This is a genomic window from Solwaraspora sp. WMMA2101, from assembly GCF_049179175.1.
In the GTDB taxonomy this organism is placed as follows: domain Bacteria; phylum Actinomycetota; class Actinomycetes; order Mycobacteriales; family Micromonosporaceae; genus Micromonospora_E.
Genome location: NZ_JBMHMA010000006.1, coordinates 389221 through 409148, shown reverse-complemented (window position 1 = coordinate 409148; position 19928 = coordinate 389221). Strand labels below are relative to the sequence as shown.

At 71.9% G+C, this 19928-nt stretch carries 18 protein-coding genes and 1 riboswitch; of the genes, 10 read left to right on the top strand and 8 right to left on the bottom strand.

What is annotated here, in order from left to right:
* Nucleotides 1–141 precede the first annotated feature (141 nt).
* Nucleotides 142–1755 carry an FAD-binding oxidoreductase gene (locus ACN28F_RS02385; protein ID WP_421356926.1) on the top strand — a complete coding sequence of 538 codons (1614 nt, stop codon included), beginning with the start codon at nucleotides 142–144 and terminating at the stop codon, nucleotides 1753–1755.
* A 37-nt stretch (nucleotides 1756–1792) separates the two neighbouring features.
* Here the strand turns inward: ACN28F_RS02385 and ACN28F_RS02380 are convergent, their stop codons facing one another.
* The 5 genes from ACN28F_RS02380 to ACN28F_RS02360 all read right to left on the bottom strand — a co-directional run bounded on the left by ACN28F_RS02380 (nucleotide 1793) and on the right by ACN28F_RS02360 (nucleotide 7223).
* Complete coding sequence (locus ACN28F_RS02380) at nucleotides 1793–2728, bottom strand: septum formation family protein (RefSeq protein ID WP_289206497.1); 936 nt, start codon at nucleotides 2726–2728, stop codon at nucleotides 1793–1795.
* Nucleotides 2725–3660, bottom strand: a complete 936-nt coding sequence (locus tag ACN28F_RS02375; protein ID WP_421356925.1) for a septum formation family protein — start codon at nucleotides 3658–3660, stop codon at nucleotides 2725–2727. The genes ACN28F_RS02380 and ACN28F_RS02375 overlap by 4 nt, the downstream gene beginning before the upstream one ends.
* A 61-nt stretch (nucleotides 3661–3721) precedes the next feature.
* Nucleotides 3722–4747, bottom strand: a complete 1026-nt coding sequence (locus ACN28F_RS02370) for a polyprenyl synthetase family protein (protein WP_421356924.1) — start codon at nucleotides 4745–4747, stop codon at nucleotides 3722–3724.
* A complete protein-coding gene (locus ACN28F_RS02365; protein WP_421356923.1) occupies nucleotides 4744–5775 on the bottom strand; it encodes a terpene synthase family protein in 1032 nt (343 codons plus the stop codon). Before ACN28F_RS02365 ends, ACN28F_RS02370 begins: the two co-directional genes overlap by 4 nt.
* Nucleotides 5772–7223 carry a cytochrome P450 gene (locus ACN28F_RS02360; RefSeq protein ID WP_421356922.1) on the bottom strand — a complete coding sequence of 484 codons (1452 nt, stop codon included), beginning with the start codon at nucleotides 7221–7223 and terminating at the stop codon, nucleotides 5772–5774. The genes ACN28F_RS02365 and ACN28F_RS02360 overlap by 4 nt, the downstream gene beginning before the upstream one ends.
* A gap of 467 nt (nucleotides 7224–7690) precedes the next feature.
* On the opposite strand from ACN28F_RS02360, the gene ACN28F_RS02355 reads away from it, so the two are divergent.
* The gene (locus tag ACN28F_RS02355; protein WP_289206492.1) at nucleotides 7691–8371 is read left to right on the top strand and encodes a response regulator transcription factor; all 681 of its coding nucleotides are present in this window, start codon (nucleotides 7691–7693) and stop codon (nucleotides 8369–8371) included.
* 59 nt (nucleotides 8372–8430) lie between these two features.
* On the opposite strand, the gene ACN28F_RS02350 is transcribed toward ACN28F_RS02355, so the two are convergent.
* Genes ACN28F_RS02350 through ACN28F_RS02340 form a run of 3 tightly spaced genes read right to left on the bottom strand, consistent with a single transcriptional unit; the run spans nucleotide 8431 to nucleotide 12191 of the window.
* A complete protein-coding gene (locus ACN28F_RS02350; RefSeq protein ID WP_421356921.1) occupies nucleotides 8431–9195 on the bottom strand; it encodes an enoyl-CoA hydratase-related protein in 765 nt (254 codons plus the stop codon).
* Nucleotides 9196–9222: 27 nt separating this feature from the next.
* Entirely contained in the window at nucleotides 9223–10563 is a 1341-nt protein-coding gene (locus tag ACN28F_RS02345) for a hypothetical protein (RefSeq protein WP_421356920.1), read from the bottom strand.
* Nucleotides 10560–12191 carry an amino acid adenylation domain-containing protein gene (locus ACN28F_RS02340; RefSeq protein WP_421356919.1) on the bottom strand — a complete coding sequence of 544 codons (1632 nt, stop codon included), beginning with the start codon at nucleotides 12189–12191 and terminating at the stop codon, nucleotides 10560–10562. The genes ACN28F_RS02345 and ACN28F_RS02340 overlap by 4 nt, the downstream gene beginning before the upstream one ends.
* Nucleotides 12192–12484: 293 nt before the next feature.
* Between ACN28F_RS02340 and rpe the strand changes: the two genes are divergently transcribed.
* From rpe to ACN28F_RS02300, 8 genes are all read left to right on the top strand, one after another.
* Nucleotides 12485–13165 carry a ribulose-phosphate 3-epimerase gene (gene rpe, locus ACN28F_RS02335; RefSeq protein ID WP_421356918.1) on the top strand — a complete coding sequence of 227 codons (681 nt, stop codon included), beginning with the start codon at nucleotides 12485–12487 and terminating at the stop codon, nucleotides 13163–13165.
* The gene (locus ACN28F_RS02330) at nucleotides 13162–14124 is read left to right on the top strand and encodes a GGDEF domain-containing response regulator (RefSeq protein ID WP_289210992.1); all 963 of its coding nucleotides are present in this window, start codon (nucleotides 13162–13164) and stop codon (nucleotides 14122–14124) included. The genes rpe and ACN28F_RS02330 overlap by 4 nt, the downstream gene beginning before the upstream one ends.
* Nucleotides 14125–14240: 116 nt before the next feature.
* A riboswitch (FMN riboswitch) is annotated at nucleotides 14241–14428 on the top strand.
* Between the two features lie 206 nt (nucleotides 14429–14634).
* On the top strand, nucleotides 14635–15699 hold the full coding sequence (gene ribD / locus ACN28F_RS02325) for a bifunctional diaminohydroxyphosphoribosylaminopyrimidine deaminase/5-amino-6-(5-phosphoribosylamino)uracil reductase RibD (RefSeq protein WP_289206488.1): 1065 nt from the start codon (nucleotides 14635–14637) through the stop codon (nucleotides 15697–15699).
* 4 nt (nucleotides 15700–15703) lie between these two features.
* Nucleotides 15704–16348, top strand: a complete 645-nt coding sequence (locus tag ACN28F_RS02320; protein WP_421356917.1) for a riboflavin synthase — start codon at nucleotides 15704–15706, stop codon at nucleotides 16346–16348.
* The gene (locus tag ACN28F_RS02315; RefSeq protein ID WP_421356916.1) at nucleotides 16345–17592 is read left to right on the top strand and encodes a bifunctional 3,4-dihydroxy-2-butanone-4-phosphate synthase/GTP cyclohydrolase II; all 1248 of its coding nucleotides are present in this window, start codon (nucleotides 16345–16347) and stop codon (nucleotides 17590–17592) included. The genes ACN28F_RS02320 and ACN28F_RS02315 overlap by 4 nt, the downstream gene beginning before the upstream one ends.
* Nucleotides 17592–18077 (top strand): 6,7-dimethyl-8-ribityllumazine synthase, encoded by a 486-nt coding sequence (gene ribH / locus ACN28F_RS02310; RefSeq protein WP_289206485.1) that lies wholly within the window; start codon nucleotides 17592–17594, stop codon nucleotides 18075–18077. The genes ACN28F_RS02315 and ribH overlap by 1 nt, the downstream gene beginning before the upstream one ends.
* A 107-nt stretch (nucleotides 18078–18184) precedes the next feature.
* Nucleotides 18185–18751, top strand: coding sequence for a SigE family RNA polymerase sigma factor (locus ACN28F_RS02305; RefSeq protein WP_282227669.1), 567 nt, complete (start codon nucleotides 18185–18187; stop codon nucleotides 18749–18751).
* The gene (locus ACN28F_RS02300; protein WP_289206484.1) at nucleotides 18751–19851 is read left to right on the top strand and encodes a GerMN domain-containing protein; all 1101 of its coding nucleotides are present in this window, start codon (nucleotides 18751–18753) and stop codon (nucleotides 19849–19851) included. The genes ACN28F_RS02305 and ACN28F_RS02300 overlap by 1 nt, the downstream gene beginning before the upstream one ends.
* Nucleotides 19852–19928 lie beyond the last annotated feature (77 nt).

Below are 19928 nucleotides of genomic sequence, written 5' to 3'. Positions count from 1 at the left end.
AGGCGGCGAGGGTACGACACCGGCGCCAGTCGCGGCTACCGCGATCGCGGTAGCGGCCCGCCTGCGTTCGGACGACGATTCGCCGCGCGGACGGTGCAAGCATCGCTTCGTACGGCACATCTGTTCCAGATCGGAGAAGGCATGTCTGGTCCGACCCGTCGTGGACTGATCGCCGGCGCTGCGGCGCTGGGAGGTGTGATGCTGACCGGCGCTCCGGCGGCAGCGGGGGTGCCGTCCAAAGAGGGCGTACGGGAGTCTCCGGTGATCCTGCCGGACGACCCCCGCTACGAGGACCTGGTGCTGCGCCGGACGAACGAGCGCTTCTTCCCACGGCCCGGATCGTTCCGGCTGCCCACCACCACCGAGCAGGTGGTGCGGGCGGTGCAGGACGCGGTGCGTGCCGGCAAGCGGGTGACCGTGCGCAGCGGCGGGCACTGCTACGAGAACTTCGTCGGTGCCGGCGCGGAGGTCGTCATCGACATGTCCGCGATGCGGCAGGTCACGTTCGACCGGCGCCGCACCGCGTTCATGATCGAGCCAGGTGCCAGCCTCTGGACGGTGTACGAGCGGCTCTACCTCGGCTGGGGCGTCACCATTCCCGGCGGCCAGTGCGGCGGCGTCGCGGCGGGCGGGCACATCCAGGGCGGCGGGTACGGCGCGCTGTCGCGGCAGCTGGGTTCAGTGGTCGACTACCTGTACGCGGTGGAGGTCGTCGTCGTGGACCGCGCAGGCCGGGCGCGGGCGGTCGTGGCGACCCGCGAACCGGATGACGCCAATCGTGACCTGTGGTGGGCGCACACCGGGGGCGGGGGCGGGAACTTCGGAGTGGTCACCCGGTACTGGATGCGCACCCCCGAAGCCACCGGCGACGATCCCACCCGGCTGCTGCCGAGGCCACCCGCCGTGACGCTGGAGACGACGATCGCGTGGAGCTGGGACGCGATGACCGAGGAGTCGTTCCACCGGCTGCTGCGCAACTACGGGCAATGGCACGAGCGCCACAGCGCGCCCGACTCCCCGTACGACAGTCTCTTCAGCCTGCTGCCGATCACCCGCCGCAACCCCGGCGCGGACCCCGGCGCGTTCGCCATGGTGACCGCCCTGGACGGCACCCTGCCCGACGCCGACCGGCTGCTCCGCGACCACGTCGCCGAGGTCACCGACGGCGTACCGGGCACGATCACGGTCCAGCCGCCCCGCCGGCTGCCGTGGCTGGCCGGGGTGAAGGCCCAGTCACTAGGCCAGGCCGACGAGGCCGGGATGCACAAGCTGAAGGCGGCCTACCTGCGCAAGAGCTTCACCGACGCGCAGATCGCCACCGCCTACACCTACCTGACCAGCGCGGACCACCAGAACGAGACCGCGATGCTGCTGCTGGTGTCGTACGGCGGCAAGGTCAACGCCGTGGCACCGGACGCGACCGCCATGCCCCAGCGGGACAGCATCATGAAAGCGGTGTACGTCGTCATCTGGACCGACCCGGACCGCGAGCAGGCGAACCTGGACTGGGTCCGGCGGTGGTACGCCGCGATGTACGCCGACACCGGCGGTGTGCCGGTCCCGAGCAGCGTGAACGACGGCTCGTACATCAACTACCCGGACGTCGACACCACCGACCCGCGATGGAACACCTCCGGAGTGCCGTGGCACACCCTGTACTACAAGGACAACTACCGCAGGCTCCAGCGGGTCAAGGCCCGTTGGGATCCGCGTGACCTGTTCCACCACGCCATGTCGATCACGCTGCCGCGCTGAGCAGGCACTGGACGGAACGTACCAGGCCCGCACCGGGTCAGGACACCACCGGCAGCAGGTCGGGTCCGCCGTTCCTCGCCGACCGGGTGAGCGGCGGATGGGAGTCCCACAGGTACAGGAAGCAGCGGACCTGACGGTCTCCGTCGACCCACTCCTGCCGGCTCGGCTCGAAGTAGAGCGTGCCGACCCGGTTCGCCAGATCGTCGTCGACCGGCAGTGCCGCGTAACGCGCGATCAACTGGAGGCACCGTTCGTGGACGGTGTCGTCCTCGACGTTGAAATCGTCGTAGTCGAAGGCGTCGCTTTCCGCGTAGGCGCCGACGAACTCGCTGTAGTGCGGCTCGCTGCACGCTACCGGATCGATGGCCGCGAGATAGTCGTTGATGTTCCAGATCGGCTCGTGGCAGCCCAGCGCCAGCGGCGACTCGCCGGTCAGGGCGCCACGCAGGCTCCCGGTGCGCGGCACCACCTGGCCGAGGAACACGCTGCTGATCTCGGCCAGGTCGCACCGGAACCAGCGCGCCCCGGCGTTCCAGGCCTGCTGCGTCGGCACCACCACCCGGAGGGTGAGCCGGCCGTGCTGCAGCGACTGCCCGAGGAACTCGGCGGAGCGGGTGCCGCACTCGGCACGCGCCGAGACCCGGGTCGGCGTTGCGGGCGCCGGTACGATCGTCAGCTCCGCGTCGGCACCGGTGAAGGTGCCCACGTGCACCGTCTCGGCCCGGTGCAGCCGGTCGCAGTCGACCGGCTCGTAGCGTTGGGCGCTGCCGGAGACCGCCTCGCTGCGATGGCAGACGTAGTTCGCCGGGACGAAGACGGTCGGTGTGTCGAACCCGGCCCACCCGTCGGCGAGGTCACCGTCGACGCCTTCCAACGGCGGCGGTGCGCAGCCGGCCACCACGGACAGTGCGGCGGCGGTCAGCAACGCCGCCAGTCGGGCCCGCACCGGCGCGGGAGTCTGCCGCCGCGTCACGCGTACTGCACCGGCAGAGCGCTGGTGCCGCCGGCGCGCACCGACCGGGTCAGCAGCGGATCGGCCCGCCAGGCGTAGCAGCGGATGGTCCGGTCACCGTCGGCCCAGTCCGACGCGGCGGGGTAGCTGTAGACGGTGCCGACCCGGTACTGCAGGTCACCGTCATCCGGCACCTTCGCGAACCCGGCCACCACCGTCTTGCACCGGCGGTGCACCTCGTCGGCGTTCGACCGTACCTCCTGGTGGCTGAGCTTGTCCTCGACGTACGTCCCGGCGAACTCGGACTGGTGCGGTGCGTCGCAGTCGACGCGCTCGACGAGCAGTTCGCCGTCGCTGGCGACGGACGCCGAGTCGAAGCAGCGCAGCGGCACCGAACTCTCGGCGTCGGCCAGCACACCCGCAAGGGTGACCGACCGGAAGATGATGTTGTCGAAGTCGGTGCCCTGGGTCTCCCCGAGGTCGCAGCGCAACCACCGGGCACCGCCGTCCCAGGCCTGCTGCGACGGGGTGACCACCACCAGCCGCAGCGTCCCGGACCGCCAGGAGCCGCCGATGAACTCCGTGACCCGCTGATCGCACTCGGCGCGGGCGGCGAGCCGGGCGGCCGACCCAGGCTCCGGCGCGGTGTCGGCCGCGGCGTGCTCCCCGGTGAACTCGCCGACGTGCACGATCTCCAGCAGGTGCATCTGGGTGCAGTCGATCGGGATGTAATCGACCATGGCACCGGAGGTCGTTTCCCGGTTGTGGCAGACACCGGCCTCGGGCACGAACGGGACCGGCTCGGCGAGTGGAGTCCACCCACCGGTCAGGTCACCGTCCACTCCGTCCGGCAGTTGTCCGCACCCGGCGACGGTCGCCACCGTCAGCGTCAGCGCCGTGGCCAGCACAGCTCGTCGTCCGTTGCCGGACCCGACGATCCACTGTCGCGCCATGCCCTGCCTGCCCTCCGTCGCCGTGGCCCGGCCGGCGAGCCTACGGCATCGCCCCGTCGGGTCAATGGTCGCGGGTGGTGGCAAGGTCCGCGAAACCGGCGAGCACCGCCGCGCCGTCCCGGCCCGGACGGGCCGCCGCCAGGCAGGCCAGCGCGTCGAGCCGGTGCCGGTCGGCCTCCTGCCGGGCCCAGTCACGGCCACCGGCCTGCTCGACCAGCTGCGTCGCGCGGCGTACCTGGGTGTCGGTCGACGCGCCCGGGATCGCGTACAGCGACGCCAGCTCGGCCCCGGCGGCGGTGCCGCTGGTCAACGCGTACACCACCGGCAGTGACTTCTTACGCCGCCGCAGGTCGGCGTCGACCGGCTTGCCGGTCACCGCCGGGTCGCCCCAGATGCCGAGCAGGTCGTCGGTCAACTGGAACGCCATCCCGAGGTGGTGGCCGTAGCCGCGCAGCCCGTCGACCCGGTCGGCGTCGGCGTCGGCGTCGGCGCTGAGTGCGCCGAGGGCGCAGGCGGCCGCGATCAGCGCCGCGGTCTTGCCGGCCGCCATCGTCAGGCAGGCATCCAACCCCACCGTGGTACGGGACTCGAACGCCACGTCGGCGCTCTGCCCGCTCACCAGGTCCAGCAGCGCCCGGCACACCTCCGCCGTGGCGGCCGGCCGCCCGCGTACCGTGTCGAGGGCCAGCGCGAGCAGCGCGTCGCCGGCCAGGATGGCCTGCGCGTCACCGAACGCCGCGCCGGCGGTGGGCCGGCCCCGGCGGACCTGGTCGTGGTCCATCACGTCGTCGTGCAGCAGGGTGAAGTTGTGCACGAGTTCGACCGCGACCGCCGCCGGCACCGCCGACGCGGCCGACCCGCCGACCGCGTCGGCGGCGGCCAGGGTCAGCCCGCCCCGCAGCCCTTTGCCCCAGCCTGCGTCGGTGGGGTCACCGGCGGCGTCGCACCAGCCGAAGTGGTACTCGGCGACGGTGCGCACCGGGGTGGCGAGGCGGCGTACCGCGTGGCGCAGTGGGGGTTCGAGCAGCGACCGCGCGGTCGCCAGCCGGGCCCGGACGTCACGTGGCGTGGTGGCCGCCGCGGTCAATGCTGGCTCCCGAGCAGGGCCGCCTCCAGGTACTCGGCCGGCGGTGCGGCGGCGTCGACCGACCCGGCCGGGCGGTAGCGGCGGGTCCGGGCGGACCAGTCGACGTTGCCCCGCATCCAGCTGCGCATCCCGGCCAGGTACGGCACCAGCACCGCCGCGTGCCGGGGGTGGTCGGCCAGCGCCGCCGCTTCGACGGACAGGAACAGCGCGGTCTCGGCCCTGATCGCCCGCACGACCCGGTCCACCGCCGCGTCCCGGTCCAGCCCGTGGTGGTGCTGCACGATGTACGCCAGGTTGTGCACCTCGCCGAGGGAGCGTTCCTTGTCCAACGAGTAGACGTCGTTGGTCCAGCAGACCACGTTGCAGGCGGCGTCGAGCGCGGTCCGCACCGGCGGGCTGTCGTGGACGACGTCGGGTACGTCGATCCGTTCGACGATCTCGATCAGGTCCATGCAGACGTAGATCGCCCCGGTGTGCCGGCGGTTGGCGATGTAGGTCGCCTCGTCGGGCACGATGCCGGCGAGCCGGTTGCCGGCCTCCCAGGTGGCGGCGGTGGTCAGGCACTCCTGCAGGTGCCGGACGAACCGCTGTCGCCAGCGGGGCGAGGCGTCCGGAGCGGTCCGCTGCCACAGGTCGGCCAGCGACGACACCGCCCGGGGCACGTCGCGGCGTCGGGCGAGCGCGGCACCGTGGTCGGCGGCGGTCAGCACCGCCCGCATCGCGGCCATCACCTCGGCCAGCTGTTGCGGGTCGCGCCCGTCCGCGCCGTCGTCGAGCTGGTCGTCGACCAGGAACAGCCAGGCGAACCAGTCGGCGGTCAGCTCGGCGTGCCGGGCGTCGGCGCGGGGGTAGACCATGGCCGCGAACCAGCCGAAGTCGGCGTGGTCGAAGCGGGCACGGGCGCTGTCGCGCAGCACCAGGCCGGTGTCGCGTACCCACTCGGTCAGGTGGGCGCGGGCCTCGGCGACGTGCGGGTTGACCTGGTACGGGAACCGGTCGAGGGTCTGCTGGACGGGATCGAGGGTCACCGGCGCTCCAAGGTGAGATGGACCCCGCCGTGGGGGTGCAGGGTGATCAGGGCTTCGGGCCGTACCTCGGGGGCGCCGGGCGGTGCCACCAGCCGGTACCGGCTGGCCACGGTGGCCAGCACCAGCACCAGTTCGGCGAGGGCGAAGTGCTTGCCGATGCAGACCCGGTGGCCGCTGCCGAACGGCACGTAGGCGTGTTTCGGGCGGCGGGCGATCCGCTCGGGGGTGAAGCGCAGCGGGTCGAAGCGTTCCGGGTCGTCCCAGAAGTCCGGGTGGCGGTGCAGGAAGTAGCTGTTGATCAGCATGTTGGTGCCGGCCGGCACCCGGTAGCCGTCGATCACGTCGTCGGCGCTGGCCCGGCGCATGAACTGGTACGCCGGTGAGTAGATGCGCAGTGTCTCGTCGGCGACCATCCGGGTGTACGGCAACCGGGACAGGTCGTCGACGGTCGGCAGCCGTCCGGCGAGGACGGTGTCGACCTCGGCGTGCAGTCGTGCCTCGGCCTGCGGGTGCCGGGCGAGCAGGTAGAACGCCCAGGACAGGGTGTTGGTGGTGGTCTCGTAGGCGCCGATGCAGATGTTGAGCACCTCGTGGTGCAGCTGCTCCAGGTCCATGCCGTTGCCGTCCTCGACGTCAACGGTGTGCAGCAGCAAGGTCAGCAGGTCGGTGGGCTCCGACTGCCCGGCCGGGTCCGCGCCGGTGGCCGATCCAGTGGCCGTCCCGGCGTCCGCTGCGGTGTCCGGCGGTTGTACGTGCAGTCGCCGCTGGATGAAGGTGGAGACGAAGTCGTCCATGGTGGCGATCGCGGCGTGCAGCCGGCGGTGCCGGCGGATCGGTACGGTCAGCGGTGGGAACGGGAAACGGAAGAACGCCCCGAGAATCGCGTTGGCCTCGCCGAATGCGCGTTCGAACGCCTGTGCGCTGGCGCCGACCTCGGCACTGAACAGTGACCGGTTGACGATTCGCAGTGCGAGCTGACCGATCTCGTCTGTCACGTCGATGGTGCCACCGGGGCCGTAGTTCCGCTCCCACCGGTCAAGCATCTGCTCGGTTTCATCTGTCATGTTGCGGGTGAACGTGGCAACCGTACGGGGTGTGAAGTGCGGTGCCATCATCCGCCGTTGTCGCCGCCACAGTTCCATGTCGGGATTCGCGATGAGGCCCTTACGCAGGACCGGTCGGACCACTTTGGACAGTACGGCGTTCTTGTCGTATTTCTCCCCCTCGTCGACGAGGACGTGCCGGATGTAGTCAGGGTGGTTGACCAGCACCATCGGGATGCCCAGCGGCCGGAACCGGAAGATGTCGCCGTACCGGTCGATGCCGCGCCGCAGGAAGGTGATCTGGTCGCGTTTGAAGGCGAGGGTGCCGCCGACTCCGCTGCCTAATCGAATGGTGGGAATCTCCCTGGCTGCGGTGGTGACGTGGCCGCGTTGGTCGGAGGACATGGCGACGCGCCTTCCCGGGTCGGGGTCGCTGCTGGGGTGGTGGGTTGGCAGTGAATACTCGGTGATCATCGCATTGTCACCGATTTGTGTCAGGCTGATGTCGCTGTCGTTTCAGATTGTTTCCTGAGCGCAAAGAAGCTGTCGGTGGGTCATGTGATCATGGATTCTTGGTTTCTGTCCGCCCTGCGGTGATCACCTTACCGAAGGTGGCGACTCCACTACAAACAACAATTTGTTTTGACAATTGTGGTCCTTGAGGTCGTTTCTGAGTTGCGGGGAGAATGTTCCGTGATGTCGGTTAGGTAACGAATGCCCACTTAGCTCTGTCGAGGATGGAGAGATGGTGTGGCCGCACGTGCGGGGTCGTCGTCCGGGAAGGCCCAGACTGGAATAGTTCAAGTTTTGACTGTTGTCGGGTCGAATTTTGACGGGTTAACTATTCGATGTTTCGATGCGAACATGTCTCCATGGACGACCTGCCCGGCGGGACGAGCGGCCACCTGCTCGTCGTCGAGAACGATCCGGACGTCGCCGGCACGCTCGTCGCGCCGCTGCGCGTCGACGGCTACCGGATCGACCTGGCCCGCGACGGCCAGCAGGGCCTGCATCTTGCGCTGTGCCAGCGGTACCAGGTGATCGTCCTCGCCCGGCGGCTGCCGGTGATCGACGGTATGGACCTGGTCGGGCGGTTACGTCGCCGCGCGGTCGCCGCCCGGGTGCTGCTGGTCAGCACCCTGGCCGATCCGGCCGAACGGGTCCGTGGCCTGGACGCCGGTGCCGACGACTACCTGGTCAGGCCGTTCGACGTGGCCGAGTTCAGAGCCCGGGTCCGGGCACTGACCCGCCGTCGGTTCGACACCGCCGAGCTGGTCCCGATCGGTGCGGCGCAGCTCGATCTGGCCCAACGCCGGGTACGCCTGCCCGACGGCCACCAGGTCGCGCTCAGCGCCCGGGAGTTCGCGCTGATCCGGCTGCTGGCCACCCATCCCCGGACGGTGCACAGCCGGGGACAGCTGCGCCACCGGGTGTTCGGCGCCGGTCGTTCCCCGACCACAGTGGATACCTACGTGCACTACCTGCGCCGCAAACTCGGCGACGGCGTCGTGCGGACGGTGCACGGGCTCGGGTACCAGATCGGCACCCTGTGACCCGGCCGGTCGACCGGAGGCGGTGGCACGCCCCCGGCCGACCGGCCGCCCCGTCGCCGTCAGCGCCCGGTGAACCGGGCCGGTCGCTTGTCGACGAACGCCGCCATGCCCTCGCGTTGGTCCCCGGTGGCGAACAGGCTGTGGAAGACCCGGCGCTCGAACAGCACGCCGGCGCTCAGGCCGACCTCCTCGGCCTGGGCGACCGCCTCGCGGGCCAGCTGCGTCGCCAACTTGCTCCGGGCCGCGATGGTGGCCGCCGCGGCCTGCGCCTCGGCGAGCAGCCGGTCCGCCGGCACCACCCGCGACACCAGACCGAACCGCTCCGCCTCCACGGCGTCGACCTGCCGGCCGGTCAGGATCAGGTCCATCGCCCGCGCCCGACCCACCAGCCGGGTCAGCCGCTGGGTGCCGCCCATTCCGGGCATCACCCCGAGGCTCAGCTCCGGCTGGCCGAAGCGGGCGTCCTCGGCCGCGAAGATCAGGTCGCACATCATGGCCAGCTCGCAGCCACCGCCGAGTGCGTACCCGGCCACCGCGGCGATCTTCGGGGTGCGCAGCGCGGCGAACGCGTCCCAGCCGGCGAAGTGGTCGGTCGACGCGACGTCGAGGAACGACTTACCGGCCATCTCCCGGATGTCGGCGCCGGCCGCGAACGCCGGCGCCGAGCCGGTGACGACGAAACAACCCACCCCGGGGTCGCGGTCCAGCGGAGACAGCGCCGCCACCAGCTCGTCCACCGTCGCGGTGTCCAGCGCGTTGCGTACCTGCGGGCGGCACAGGGTCACCGTGACCACCCGGTCGGCCTTGTCAATCGTGATGTTCATCCGGACTCTCCCTTGCTCGCGTCGCGGTCAGGAATCCCAGATGGCGCCGTACGCCGGAATTCCGCGCCGTTCCAGCCCGTGCACCACCTGCCAGGTCAGCCGGCGGTTGGATATGCAGATGACAGCTTCGGCGTCGAACTCGACGTACGCCCGGTACGCCAGCGCGAGCATGTCCGGCTTGCCGTCGCGGTCGGTGTCCCACAGCACGGCGTCGGCGCTGCTGGCGAGGATCTCGGCCACCAACTCGTCGCCGAACGTCTCCCGGTGCCGGCGGGCCGCCCACACCAGCCGGGCCGGCACGTGCCCGGCCAGCAGGTGCGGCAGGACCGGGCCGATGCCGCTGCCGGTGGCCACGTACACCACCCGGCGGAACAGCGTCTCGATGTTGGCCACCCCCGCGGTGGGGATGCCCCGGATCCACACCTGCTCCGGTGCGTCGTCGATGAACTGCCCGGTCCAGTCGCCGGCCCGGGACACCGCCAGCCGGAAGCCGCCGCGCCCGGGCGCCGGTACGTTGGCGAACGAGTGCCACTGCCGCAGTGGGCTGCGGCTGACCGGGGTGGACGATCCGGGAAACGGTGTCACGCCGTGGTCGAAGTGGACCAGTGCGACGTGCGAGGACGGGCGGACCACCTCGACGGCGACCCGGCGCAGCCGCAGCCAGGGCAGCGCGACGCTGACCGTCAGCACGGCCAGTATCCAGGCCTGGGGTGTGCCGGCCAGGTCGGCGGGGGAGCCGGCCACCAGTGCGGTCTGCGCCCACAGCAGCGCCAGCGCCGCCCAGCCGCCGAAGCGGTGGACCCGTTCGAACAGGTCGTGGTGCGCCGACCGGACCGGCGGCAGCGCGGTGGCCACCATCCCCAGCAGCAGGACGGCCACCGCGTAGGCGGTCAGCAGCGCCGCCGTACCGCCGGGCCCGCCATGGACGGTCATGGCCGACAACTGCCCCAGGAACCAGGCGGTGCCGGCCAGCGCCGCGCCTACGTGCAGGCCGCCGAAGTGGTACACCTTCGCCAGGCTCGCGCGGACCCGCAGCGGCCAGCTGACCGGCGCCCAGGTGGCGAGCCGGAACAGCAGGTTGATCACGTACTGCTGGCGGACCAGGACCGCCAGCGCCACGTTGGCCAGGGCCGCCGCGCCCAGCGCCGGCACCCCGTTCGGCCCGGCCCACCAGCCGGCGCTGGCGCCGTACCCCAGCAGCGCGAGGTTGCCGGCGAGCACCGTCGCGACCAGCCGGTGATGGTGCATGAGCCGGGGGTGGGCGAGCAGCCCACGCCACCCGGGCAGGACCGGTGGCAGCGTCGTGCCGGGCGTCGGTTCACCGGTGGACGGTGCCGTCGGTGACCGTCGGGTCGAGACGGCGCTCACCGCTGTGCCCCGGTGGCCAGCCGGTGCAGAGCGGCCCGGTCCACCTTGCCCCGTCCGGTGATCGGCAACTCGGGCAGCGGGTGCACGGCCGCCGGCACGCAGTAGTAGGGCAGTGCGGCGGCGACCGCGTCGCGGCACCGCACGGGATCCACCTCGGCGGGGGTCACGAAGGAGACCAGTTCACGGTCGGAGAGCTTGAGGGTGACCGCGTGCCGGCAACCCGGCACGGTCTCCAGCACGGCGGAGACCGAGTCCAGCTCGACCCGGAAGCCGCGGACCTTCACCTGGTCGTCGGTGCGGCCCAGGTGCTCCAGTTCGCCGTCGGCGGTCCAGCGGCCGAGATCACGGGTACGGAACATCAGCCGGCCGCCGCCGAGGAACGGGTCGGGTGCGTACCGCTGCGCGGTGAGCTCCGGGTCGTCCAGGTACCCGGCCGAGACGCAGTCACCGCCGGCCCACATCTCGCCGACCTCGCCGATGCGGCACGGCCGGCCGTCGGCGTCGAGCACGTAGACGGTGTTGTTAGGGGTGGGCCGGCCGATGGTGAGCCGGTCGGCCGCCGGGTGGTGCCGGTGCATCGTGTTGACGATGGTCGTCTCGGTGGGCCCGCAGCAGTTGTAGAAGGTCCGGCCGGCGGACCACCGGTCGGCCAGCGGCCGCGGACACGGCTCGCCGGCGACCGCCACCACCTTGACCCGGTCGCACCGGGCCAGGTCGATGCGGCCCAGCACGGTGGGGGTGGCGATGACGACGTCACAGCGGGCGGCGGTGGCGGTGAGGTCGCGGTCGCGGATCAGCAGCGTCGCACCGTGGCTGAGGCAGCCGAGGATCTCCCAGGCCGCCATGTCGAACGCCACGTTGAGCAGCTGCGCCACCCGCCATCCCGGCTGGATGCCCAGGTCCCCGGGGGAGGTCAGCACGATGTTGGCCACGTTGCCGTGCGTCACGGTGACCCCGTTGGGCCGTCCGGTGGTGCCGGAGGTGAACAGGATGTAGCAGCCGTCGTCGGCCCGCACCGGCCGGGACGGTCGCGCCGGGGGCACCGGTGGCACCGGCTGGGCCATCAGCTCGTCGACCGCGATCCGGGGCACCGCCGGCAGGTGCGGTGTCCGGTGCATCGCGTCGGCGGTGGTGAGGACGACCCGGCACCGGGCGGTCGACGCGATCTGCCGCAGCTGTCCGACGGGTGTGATCCGCACGTCCTGCGGCACGTATGCCGCGCCGGCCTTCAGACTGGCCAGGATGGCCACCAGCATCGGGATCGACCTGCTGGCGAAGACGCCGACCGCGTCCGTGGTGCGCACACCCAGGGCGATCAGCCGGTGGGCGAGCCGGTCGGCCTGGCGGTCCAGTTCGCGGTAGCTGATGGTGGTGCCGAGGTGTTCGGCCGCGATCGCGTCCGGTGTGGTGGCCGCCCAGCGTCGCACCGCGAGATGAATCCCCGGCGGCGCCGCGGCGACCGTCGGGCCCTGCCCGAACTGGCGGAACAACTGGCGGTCCCGGGGTGGCAGGTGGTGCAGCAGCGGCCCCTGCCAACCATCGGTCGACAGCGGGCGGATGGTCGGCACGGTCGGGCCGCTGGTGCGCGGCGGTGCGTCGTCGATCATGCCGGTGCGGTGCGACAGCATGGCTTGCTCCTCGATCCCGGGCCGCCTCTTGCGGCCCAATAGATCGATGGTTGACGATTCTTCTGGGAAATTTCTTGGATTTGTTGTGATATGTCTTGATCGTGGTCAATCTTCGGGAAGGAGGGATTCACTGCGGCAACGGCGGCGACTGCGGGTGGAGGGCTGTCCGTCGACCCGCGCGGGTCCGGCCTGACACGACGACCCGATGCCTGAGTTGTCCCGATATGCGGACAATCGGAGCCGATCCGCGGTGGCGGATGTGGAACGCTTGCTCACGTTCGTAGACTGGCGCGGTGACCGCACCAGCGCCGATCATCGCACCCAGCATCCTGGCCGCAGACTTCTCCCGCCTGGCCGACGAGGCGCACGCGGTCGAGGGGGCGGCCGACTGGCTGCACGTCGACGTGATGGACAACCACTTCGTGCCGAACCTCACGATCGGCCTGCCGGTCGTGCAGAGTCTGCTGCCGGCCACCACGTTGCCGTTTGACGTGCACCTGATGATCACCGACCCGCGTCGCTGGGCACCGGGCTACGCCGACGCCGGGGCGTACAACGTGACGTTCCACGCCGAGGCGTGCGACGACCCGGTCGCGCTGGCCAAGGAGCTGCGGTCGGCCGGGGCCAAGGCCGGGTTGGCGATCGACCGGGACACCCCGGTCGACGACTATCTCGACCTGCTGCCCAGCTTCGACACTTTGCTGATCATGACGATCAAGGCCGGGTTCGGCGGGCAGCGGTTCATCCCCGAGATGCTCGACAAGGTCCGCACCGCCCGTCGGCACGTGGCCAGCGGCCACCTGGAGCTGCGGATCGAGGTCGACGGCGGGATCGCCGCCGACACCATCGAGCAGGCCGCCGCCGCCGGTGCCGACGCCTTCGTCGCCGGCACCGCCGTCTACGGCGCGGCCGACCCCGCCGAAGCGGTACGCAGACTCCGCCGGACCGCCGAGCGGACCGCGCCACGGTGGTGAGCCCCGACGGGGCCGAGCCCCGGCCCGATCTGATCCTGGTCGTCGACGACGATGTCGACATCGCCCGGTTCGTCGAGGTCAACCTGCGGTTGCACGGGTTCGACGTGATTCTGGCCCACGACGGTCAGGAGGCGATCGAGGTCATCGAACGGCACCGCCCCGACCTGGCGGTGGTCGACCTGATGATGCCCCGCATCACCGGTCTGGAGCTGACCCGCAAGCTGCGCGCGGACCCGATGACCGCCGCGCTGCCGATCATCATGCTCACCGCGAAGGGGATGACCGCCGACAAGGTCAACGGGCTGACCGCCGGCGCCGACGACTACCTGGTCAAGCCCTTCGACACCTCGGAGCTCATCGCCCGGGTGACCTCCACGTTGCGGCGTAACCGCGAGTACCGCGAGGTGTCGCCGCTGACCGGCCTGCCGGGCAACACCCGGGTCAGCCGGGAGATCACCGACCGGGTCCGCAGCGGCGCCGACTACGCCGTCGGGTACGTCGACATCGACCGGTTCAAGAGCGTCAACGACGTGTACGGGTTCGGCCGCGGCGACGAGTTCATCTCCACCCTGGCCCGGTGCATGCACCGGGCGGTGGTGTCGGTGGGGCTGCCGCCGGCCTTCCTCGGCCACATCGGCGGCGACGACTTCGTGGTGGTCTGCGCGCCGGAGCAGGTGCGGCCGATCATCGAGAAGGCGATCCTCGACTTCGAGAAGGCCGCCGACGAGCTCTACGATCCGGGCGACGCCGCACGCGGCTACGTCGAGGTCAAGGACCGGCGCGGCAACCTGCAGAAGGCGGCGTTGGTCACCCTCTCGGTGGGGGTCGCGGTGTCGGCCGGTCCCCGTCGGTTCAGTGAACCCCGCGAGATCATCACCGTGGCCAACGAGATGAAGTCGGTGGCCAAGAGTCAGCCCGGGTCGTACATCGCGGTCGACCGCCGGTTGTCCCCCAGCTGAGCTGGGAATCCCTTCTCCACCGCCGGAATCTGTCAGCTATCCGACAGTTGTGATGTCCGCCGCGTCCCTGGCCGAGGCTACCGGGATCCGTGTAAGACTCGGAATCAGCACCCACCACGCGCTGGCGGGACTCGGTGAAATTCCGAACCGGCGGTGATCCACGGCACCAGTCGTGGTCAGCCCGCGACCCGGTCGTCGACACGACGCCCGGTGGACCTGGTGAAAATCCAGGGCCGACGGTTGGGCCAGATCGTGCCACCACGGCACGGACCGGCCCAGACAGTCCGGATGGGAGACAGCGCGCGGATACGGACGCCCAGGTGTGGCGTGCCCGAAACGGCACCGCCATGCCCGTGCGGCACCCCGGTGCCGGTCCCACGTGGGCCGGTGACGACCCCGGGGTCGCACCCGCCGCCGCATCGCTGTCGCCGGCACCCCGCCCCGGGGCCCGGCACCTCCCGCCACCCGTCGCGCGTACCCGGCCCGGCTGGCGAGGAGACGACGACGGCGATGGCGACCCTCACCGAAGACGAGGCGATGCGACACGCGATCGCCCTCGCCCTGCGCGGCCTCGGCGCGGTCAGCCCCAACCCGATCGTCGGCTGCGTCCTGCTCGACCCGGCCGGCCACGTCGTCGGCGAAGGCTTCCACGCCTACGCCGGCGGCCCGCACGCCGAGATCGTCGCCCTGGCCCAGGCCGGCGAACGGGCCCGGGGCGGCACCGCCGTGGTCACCCTCGAACCGTGCAACCACGTCGGCCGGACCGGACCCTGCTCCACCGCCCTGGTCGACGCCGGTGTGGCCCGGGTCGTGCTCGCCGTACCCGACCCCAACCCGATCGCCGCCGGCGGCACCGAGACGCTGCGCGCGGCCGGCATCGACGTCGCCGTCGGCCTGCACGCCGACCGCGCCGAGGCCGCCAACATCGCCTGGCTCACCGCGGTACGCCGCCGCCGGCCCTACCTGATCTGGAAGTACGCCGCCACCCTCGACGGTCGCTCCGCCGCCGCCGACGGCACCAGCATGTGGATCACCTCGGAGGTGGCCCGCGCCGACGTCCACGCGCTGCGCGGCACCACCGACGCGATCATCGCCGGGGTCGGCACCGTGCTCGCCGACGACCCCCGGCTCACCGTGCGCCACCCGCGCGACGGCACCCTCGCCATCCGCCAGCCGCTACGGGTCGTCGTCGACAGTCACGGACGTACCCCGGCCGACGCCCGGGTCCGCGACGGCGCCGCCGACACCTGGATCGCCACCGCCGCCGGAGTCGGTACCGACCACCGGGGGCGGGTCGACCTCAGCGCCCTGCTGACCGGCCTCTACGACCGGGGGGTGCGTGGCGCGCTGCTCGAAGGCGGACCGACGCTGGCCGGGGCGTTCCTGCGCGACGGCCTGGTCGACCGGGTCGTCGGCTACCTCGCGCCCAGACTCCTCGGCGCGGGCCCCGCCGCGCTCGGCGACGCCGGTGCGTACACCATCGGCGACGCCCTCGACCTGACCATCGTCGACGTCACCCAGGTCGGCCCCGACCTGCGGATCACCGCCGAACCCCGGCAGAAGAAGGAAGGCTGAGCCGATGTTCACCGGCATCATCGAGGAGCGTGGCGAGGCCGGCACCCTGGACTGGCACGGCGACAGCGGCGTGCTCACGATCCACGGTCCGCTGGTCGCCGCCGACGCCCGCCACGGCGACTCCATCGCCGTCGACGGGGTCTGCCTGACCGTCGTCGCGGTCGACGGCGCACGGTTCACCGTGGACGTCATGAAGGAGACCTTCGACCGCAGCGCGCTGGGCGGGCTGCGCCCCGGCGATCCGGTCAACCTGGAACGCGCGGCCACCCTCGCCACCCGTCTCGGCGGACACCTGGTGCAGGGCCACGTCGACGGCGTCGCCACCATCGTCGAGCGCGTCCCCGGCGACCGGTGGGAGCAGGTGCGGTTCAGCCTCCCCGCCGGCCTTGGCCGCTACCTCGTGGAAAAAGGTTCGATCGCTGTCGACGGCGTCTCGTTGACCGTGATGGAGGTGTCCGACTACGAACCCGCCGTGACGGGCGACGACGCCGGCTGGTTCAGCGTCGGACTGATCCCCACCACCCTGCAACTCACCACACTTGGCCGCAAACCGGTCGGGTCCCTGGTCAACCTGGAGGTCGACGTGATCGCGAAGTACGTGGCGAAGCAACTGCGCCAGCCGGCACCCACCAGCGGGGTCCGCCCGTGACGGCCGCCGAGTTCGGCACCGTCGAACAGGCCCTCGACGACCTGGCCGCCGGCCGGGCGGTGGTCGTGGTCGACGACGCCGACCGGGAGAACGAAGGCGACCTGATCTTCGCCGCCGAACACGCCACCGCCGAACTCGTCGCCTTCATGGTGCGCCACACCTCCGGCTACATCTGCGCGCCGCTGCCCGAAGCCGACTGCGACCGGCTCGAACTGCCGCCGATGTACCACACCAACCAGGACCGGCGCGGCACCGCGTACACAGTGACCGTCGACGCCCGCGAAGGGGGCAGCACCGGCATCTCCGCCGCCGACCGGGCACACACCCTGCGACTGCTCGCCGACCCGGCCACCAGCCCGGCCGACCTGGCCCGCCCCGGCCACATCGTGCCCCTGCGGGCCCGCCCCGGCGGAGTCCTGCACCGGCCCGGCCACACCGAGGCCGCCGTCGACCTGGCCCGCCTCGCCGGACTGCACCCCGCCGGGGTGCTCTGCGAACTGGTCAACGACGACGGCACCATGATGCGCCTGCCCGACCTGGAGAAGTTCTCCGCCGACCACGGGCTCACCCTGATCACCATCGCCGACCTGATCGCCCACCGGCGACGGACCGAGACCCACGTCGAGCGGGTCGCCCAGGTCCGGCTACCGACGGCGTACGGGGTGTTCCGCGCCTACGGCTACCGGGTCGCCCACGACCCCGCCGAGCACCTCGCCCTGGTCCTCGGCGACATCGACGACGGCCGCGACGTGCTGGTCCGGGTGCACTCCGAGTGCCTCACCGGTGACGTGTTCGGCTCGCTGCGCTGCGACTGCGGCCCGCAGCTGGACGCCGCGCTGGGCCGGGTCGCCAGCGAAGGCCGTGGCGTCGTGCTCTACCTGCGCGGCCACGAGGGGCGCGGCATCGGGCTGGCCCACAAACTGCGCGCCTACCAGCTGCAGGACCAGGGCCGTGACACCGTCGACGCCAACCTGGAGCTCGGGCTGCCCGCCGACGCCCGCGACTACGGCACCGGCGCGCAGATCCTGCACGACCTCGGTGTGCGGTCGATCCGGCTGCTCACCAACAACCCGGACAAGCTCTCCGGGCTGGCCGGGTACGGGCTCACCGTCGTCGGCCGGGAACCGCTGACCATCCACCCCCACCCGGAGAACCTGCGCTACCTGCGGACCAAGCGCGACCGGATGGGCCATCTGCTCGACGGGCTCGACCCCGTCGGCGAACTCTCCGGAGGTAGGGCGTAATGGCGGGATTCGGCGAACCAGGTGTCATCCGGGTCGACGCCGCCGGACTACGGGTCGGCGTCGTCGCCGCCCGCTGGCACGCCGACCTGGTCGACGTCATGCTCGGCCGGGCCGTGGCCGCCGCCGAGGCCTGCGGCGTCACCGAGGTACAGGTCGCCCGGGTGGCCGGCTCGGTCGAACTACCGGTGCTCGCCCAGGCGCTGGCCCGTCGCTGTGACGCGGTGGTCGCCCTCGGCGTCGTGGTACGCGGTGCCACCGCGCACTTCGACTACGTGTGCCGGTCGGTCACCGACGGGCTGACCCGGGTGTCGCTGGACGAAGCCACACCGGTCGGCCACGGAGTGCTCACCGTCGAGACCATCGCGCAGGCCCGCGACCGGGCCGGACTGCCCGGCTCGGCCGAGGACAAGGGGTGGGCGTCGATGGTCGCCGTCCTCGACGCCGCGCTCGCGCTCCGCGCGGTGCACGCCGTACCGGCCGGCTGACCGCGACACGACCCGGTCCGCACCCGACAGGCAACCCGGTCCGCACCCGTCACGTTCCCGCCGCTCGCGCGGTAAACCAGATGCGCCGGTGACACGTCGTAGTTGACGTGGCACCCGAACTGGTCACCGGCCTGCACCCGGGGAGGACGATGCTGCGGCAGCGGACACCGACGTCGACGTGGGCGGCGGACGAGGCGGTCACCGCCCTGTTCGCCGCGCACTACCGTCCGCTGGTGCGCCTCGCCACCCTGCTGCTGCGGGAACCGGGCATGGCGGAGGAGATCGTGCAGGACGCCTACGTGGCCCTGCACAGCCGCTGGTGGCGGCTGCGCGACGCGGACAAGGCGGTCGGCTATCTGCGCGTCACCGTGGTCAACCGCTGCCGGTCGGCGATCCGGCACCGACGCGTCGTACAGGCCCACCTCGCCGCCGCCCGGCCCGGCCCGGACGCCCCCAGCGCCGAAGCCGGCGCCCTCGACCAGCTGCGCCACGACGACGTGATCACCGCACTGCGTGCCCTGCCGCCCCGCCAGCGGGAAGCGATCGTCCTGCGCTACTACGCCGACCTGTCCGAGGCGCAGATCGCCGACGCGATGGGGGTCAGCAGGGGAGCGGTCAAGAGCCACACCGCGCGCGGAATCGCCGCGCTGCGCACCAGCCTGGACGGCCTGTGATGGACACCGACGACACCCCTGGCGACGCCCGTACCGGTGATGTGCTGCGGCGGGCGCTGCGCGCCGAAGCCGACCGGGTCGACGTACGACCCGACGCCCTGACCGCGATCCGCGAAAGGGTCGACGCCCGGCAGCGACGCCGCATCCCGGTCGCCCTGGCCGGCACCGCCGCCGCGACCGCCGCCGCCACCCTGGTCGGCGTGGTCGGCTGCCTACCGACGATGCCGCACTCCGACCCGCCACCCGCCGCCAGCAGCAGCGGTCCGGTGACCCCCGGGGTGGGTGCCACCGGCCCGGTCGGCCCCGCGTCGGCCGGCGACGCCCCGGCCGTCGGCGCACCCGGAGACGACCCGACCGCCAGCGACCAGGCCGGCGACCCGGTGGCGACGCTGCCGGTCTACTACGTCGGCGGGGCCGACGGCCAGCTGCGGCTCTACCGCGAGTATCACCGGTTCACCGCCACCGGCGCCGGCACCCTGGGCGAACTGCGCGCCGCGCTCGGCGAAATGCTCACCGGTGCCCGGCTGCGCGACCCCGACTACCGCACCCTCTGGCCGGTCGGCGCCGAGCTGACCAGCGTCTGGACCCAATACGACATCGTCGGGGTGAACATCAGTGGCGCCGACGTCGCCAACCTCGACGCCGCCGGGGCCGCCGCCGCCGTACAGCAGCTCGTCTGGACCGTGGCCGGCGTCGTCGGCGGCGACCCCCGGATCCGGCTGCTGCTCGACGGCGAACCGGTGCCCCGGCTGTGGGGTCACGTCGACACCCGCGACGAGATCACCAAGGGGGCCGCGCTGGACACCCTGGCCATGCTCTGGCTGATCGACCCGCAGCACGGCGACACCGTCGGGCGGACCTTCACCGTGCACCTCGCCGGCAGCGTCCACGAGGCCACCGCCCAGCTGCGGGTCCGCCAGGGTGAAAAGATCGTCCACCAGCGGTACGTCACCCTCGACGCGGGCGCGCCCGGCCGGGGCGAGGGCTTCGCCGAGCTGACCCTGCCGCCGGGCGACTACACCATCGAGGCGTACGAGGAGTCGATGGTCGAGGGCGAAGGCGAACGGCACCTCGTCGACGCGGCGGTCACCGTACGCTGACGTCACCTGGCGACCCGCCCGACCGCCGTACCGTGATCAGCAGATGGACCGGTGCGGACCCGGTGCCGACCCGCCCG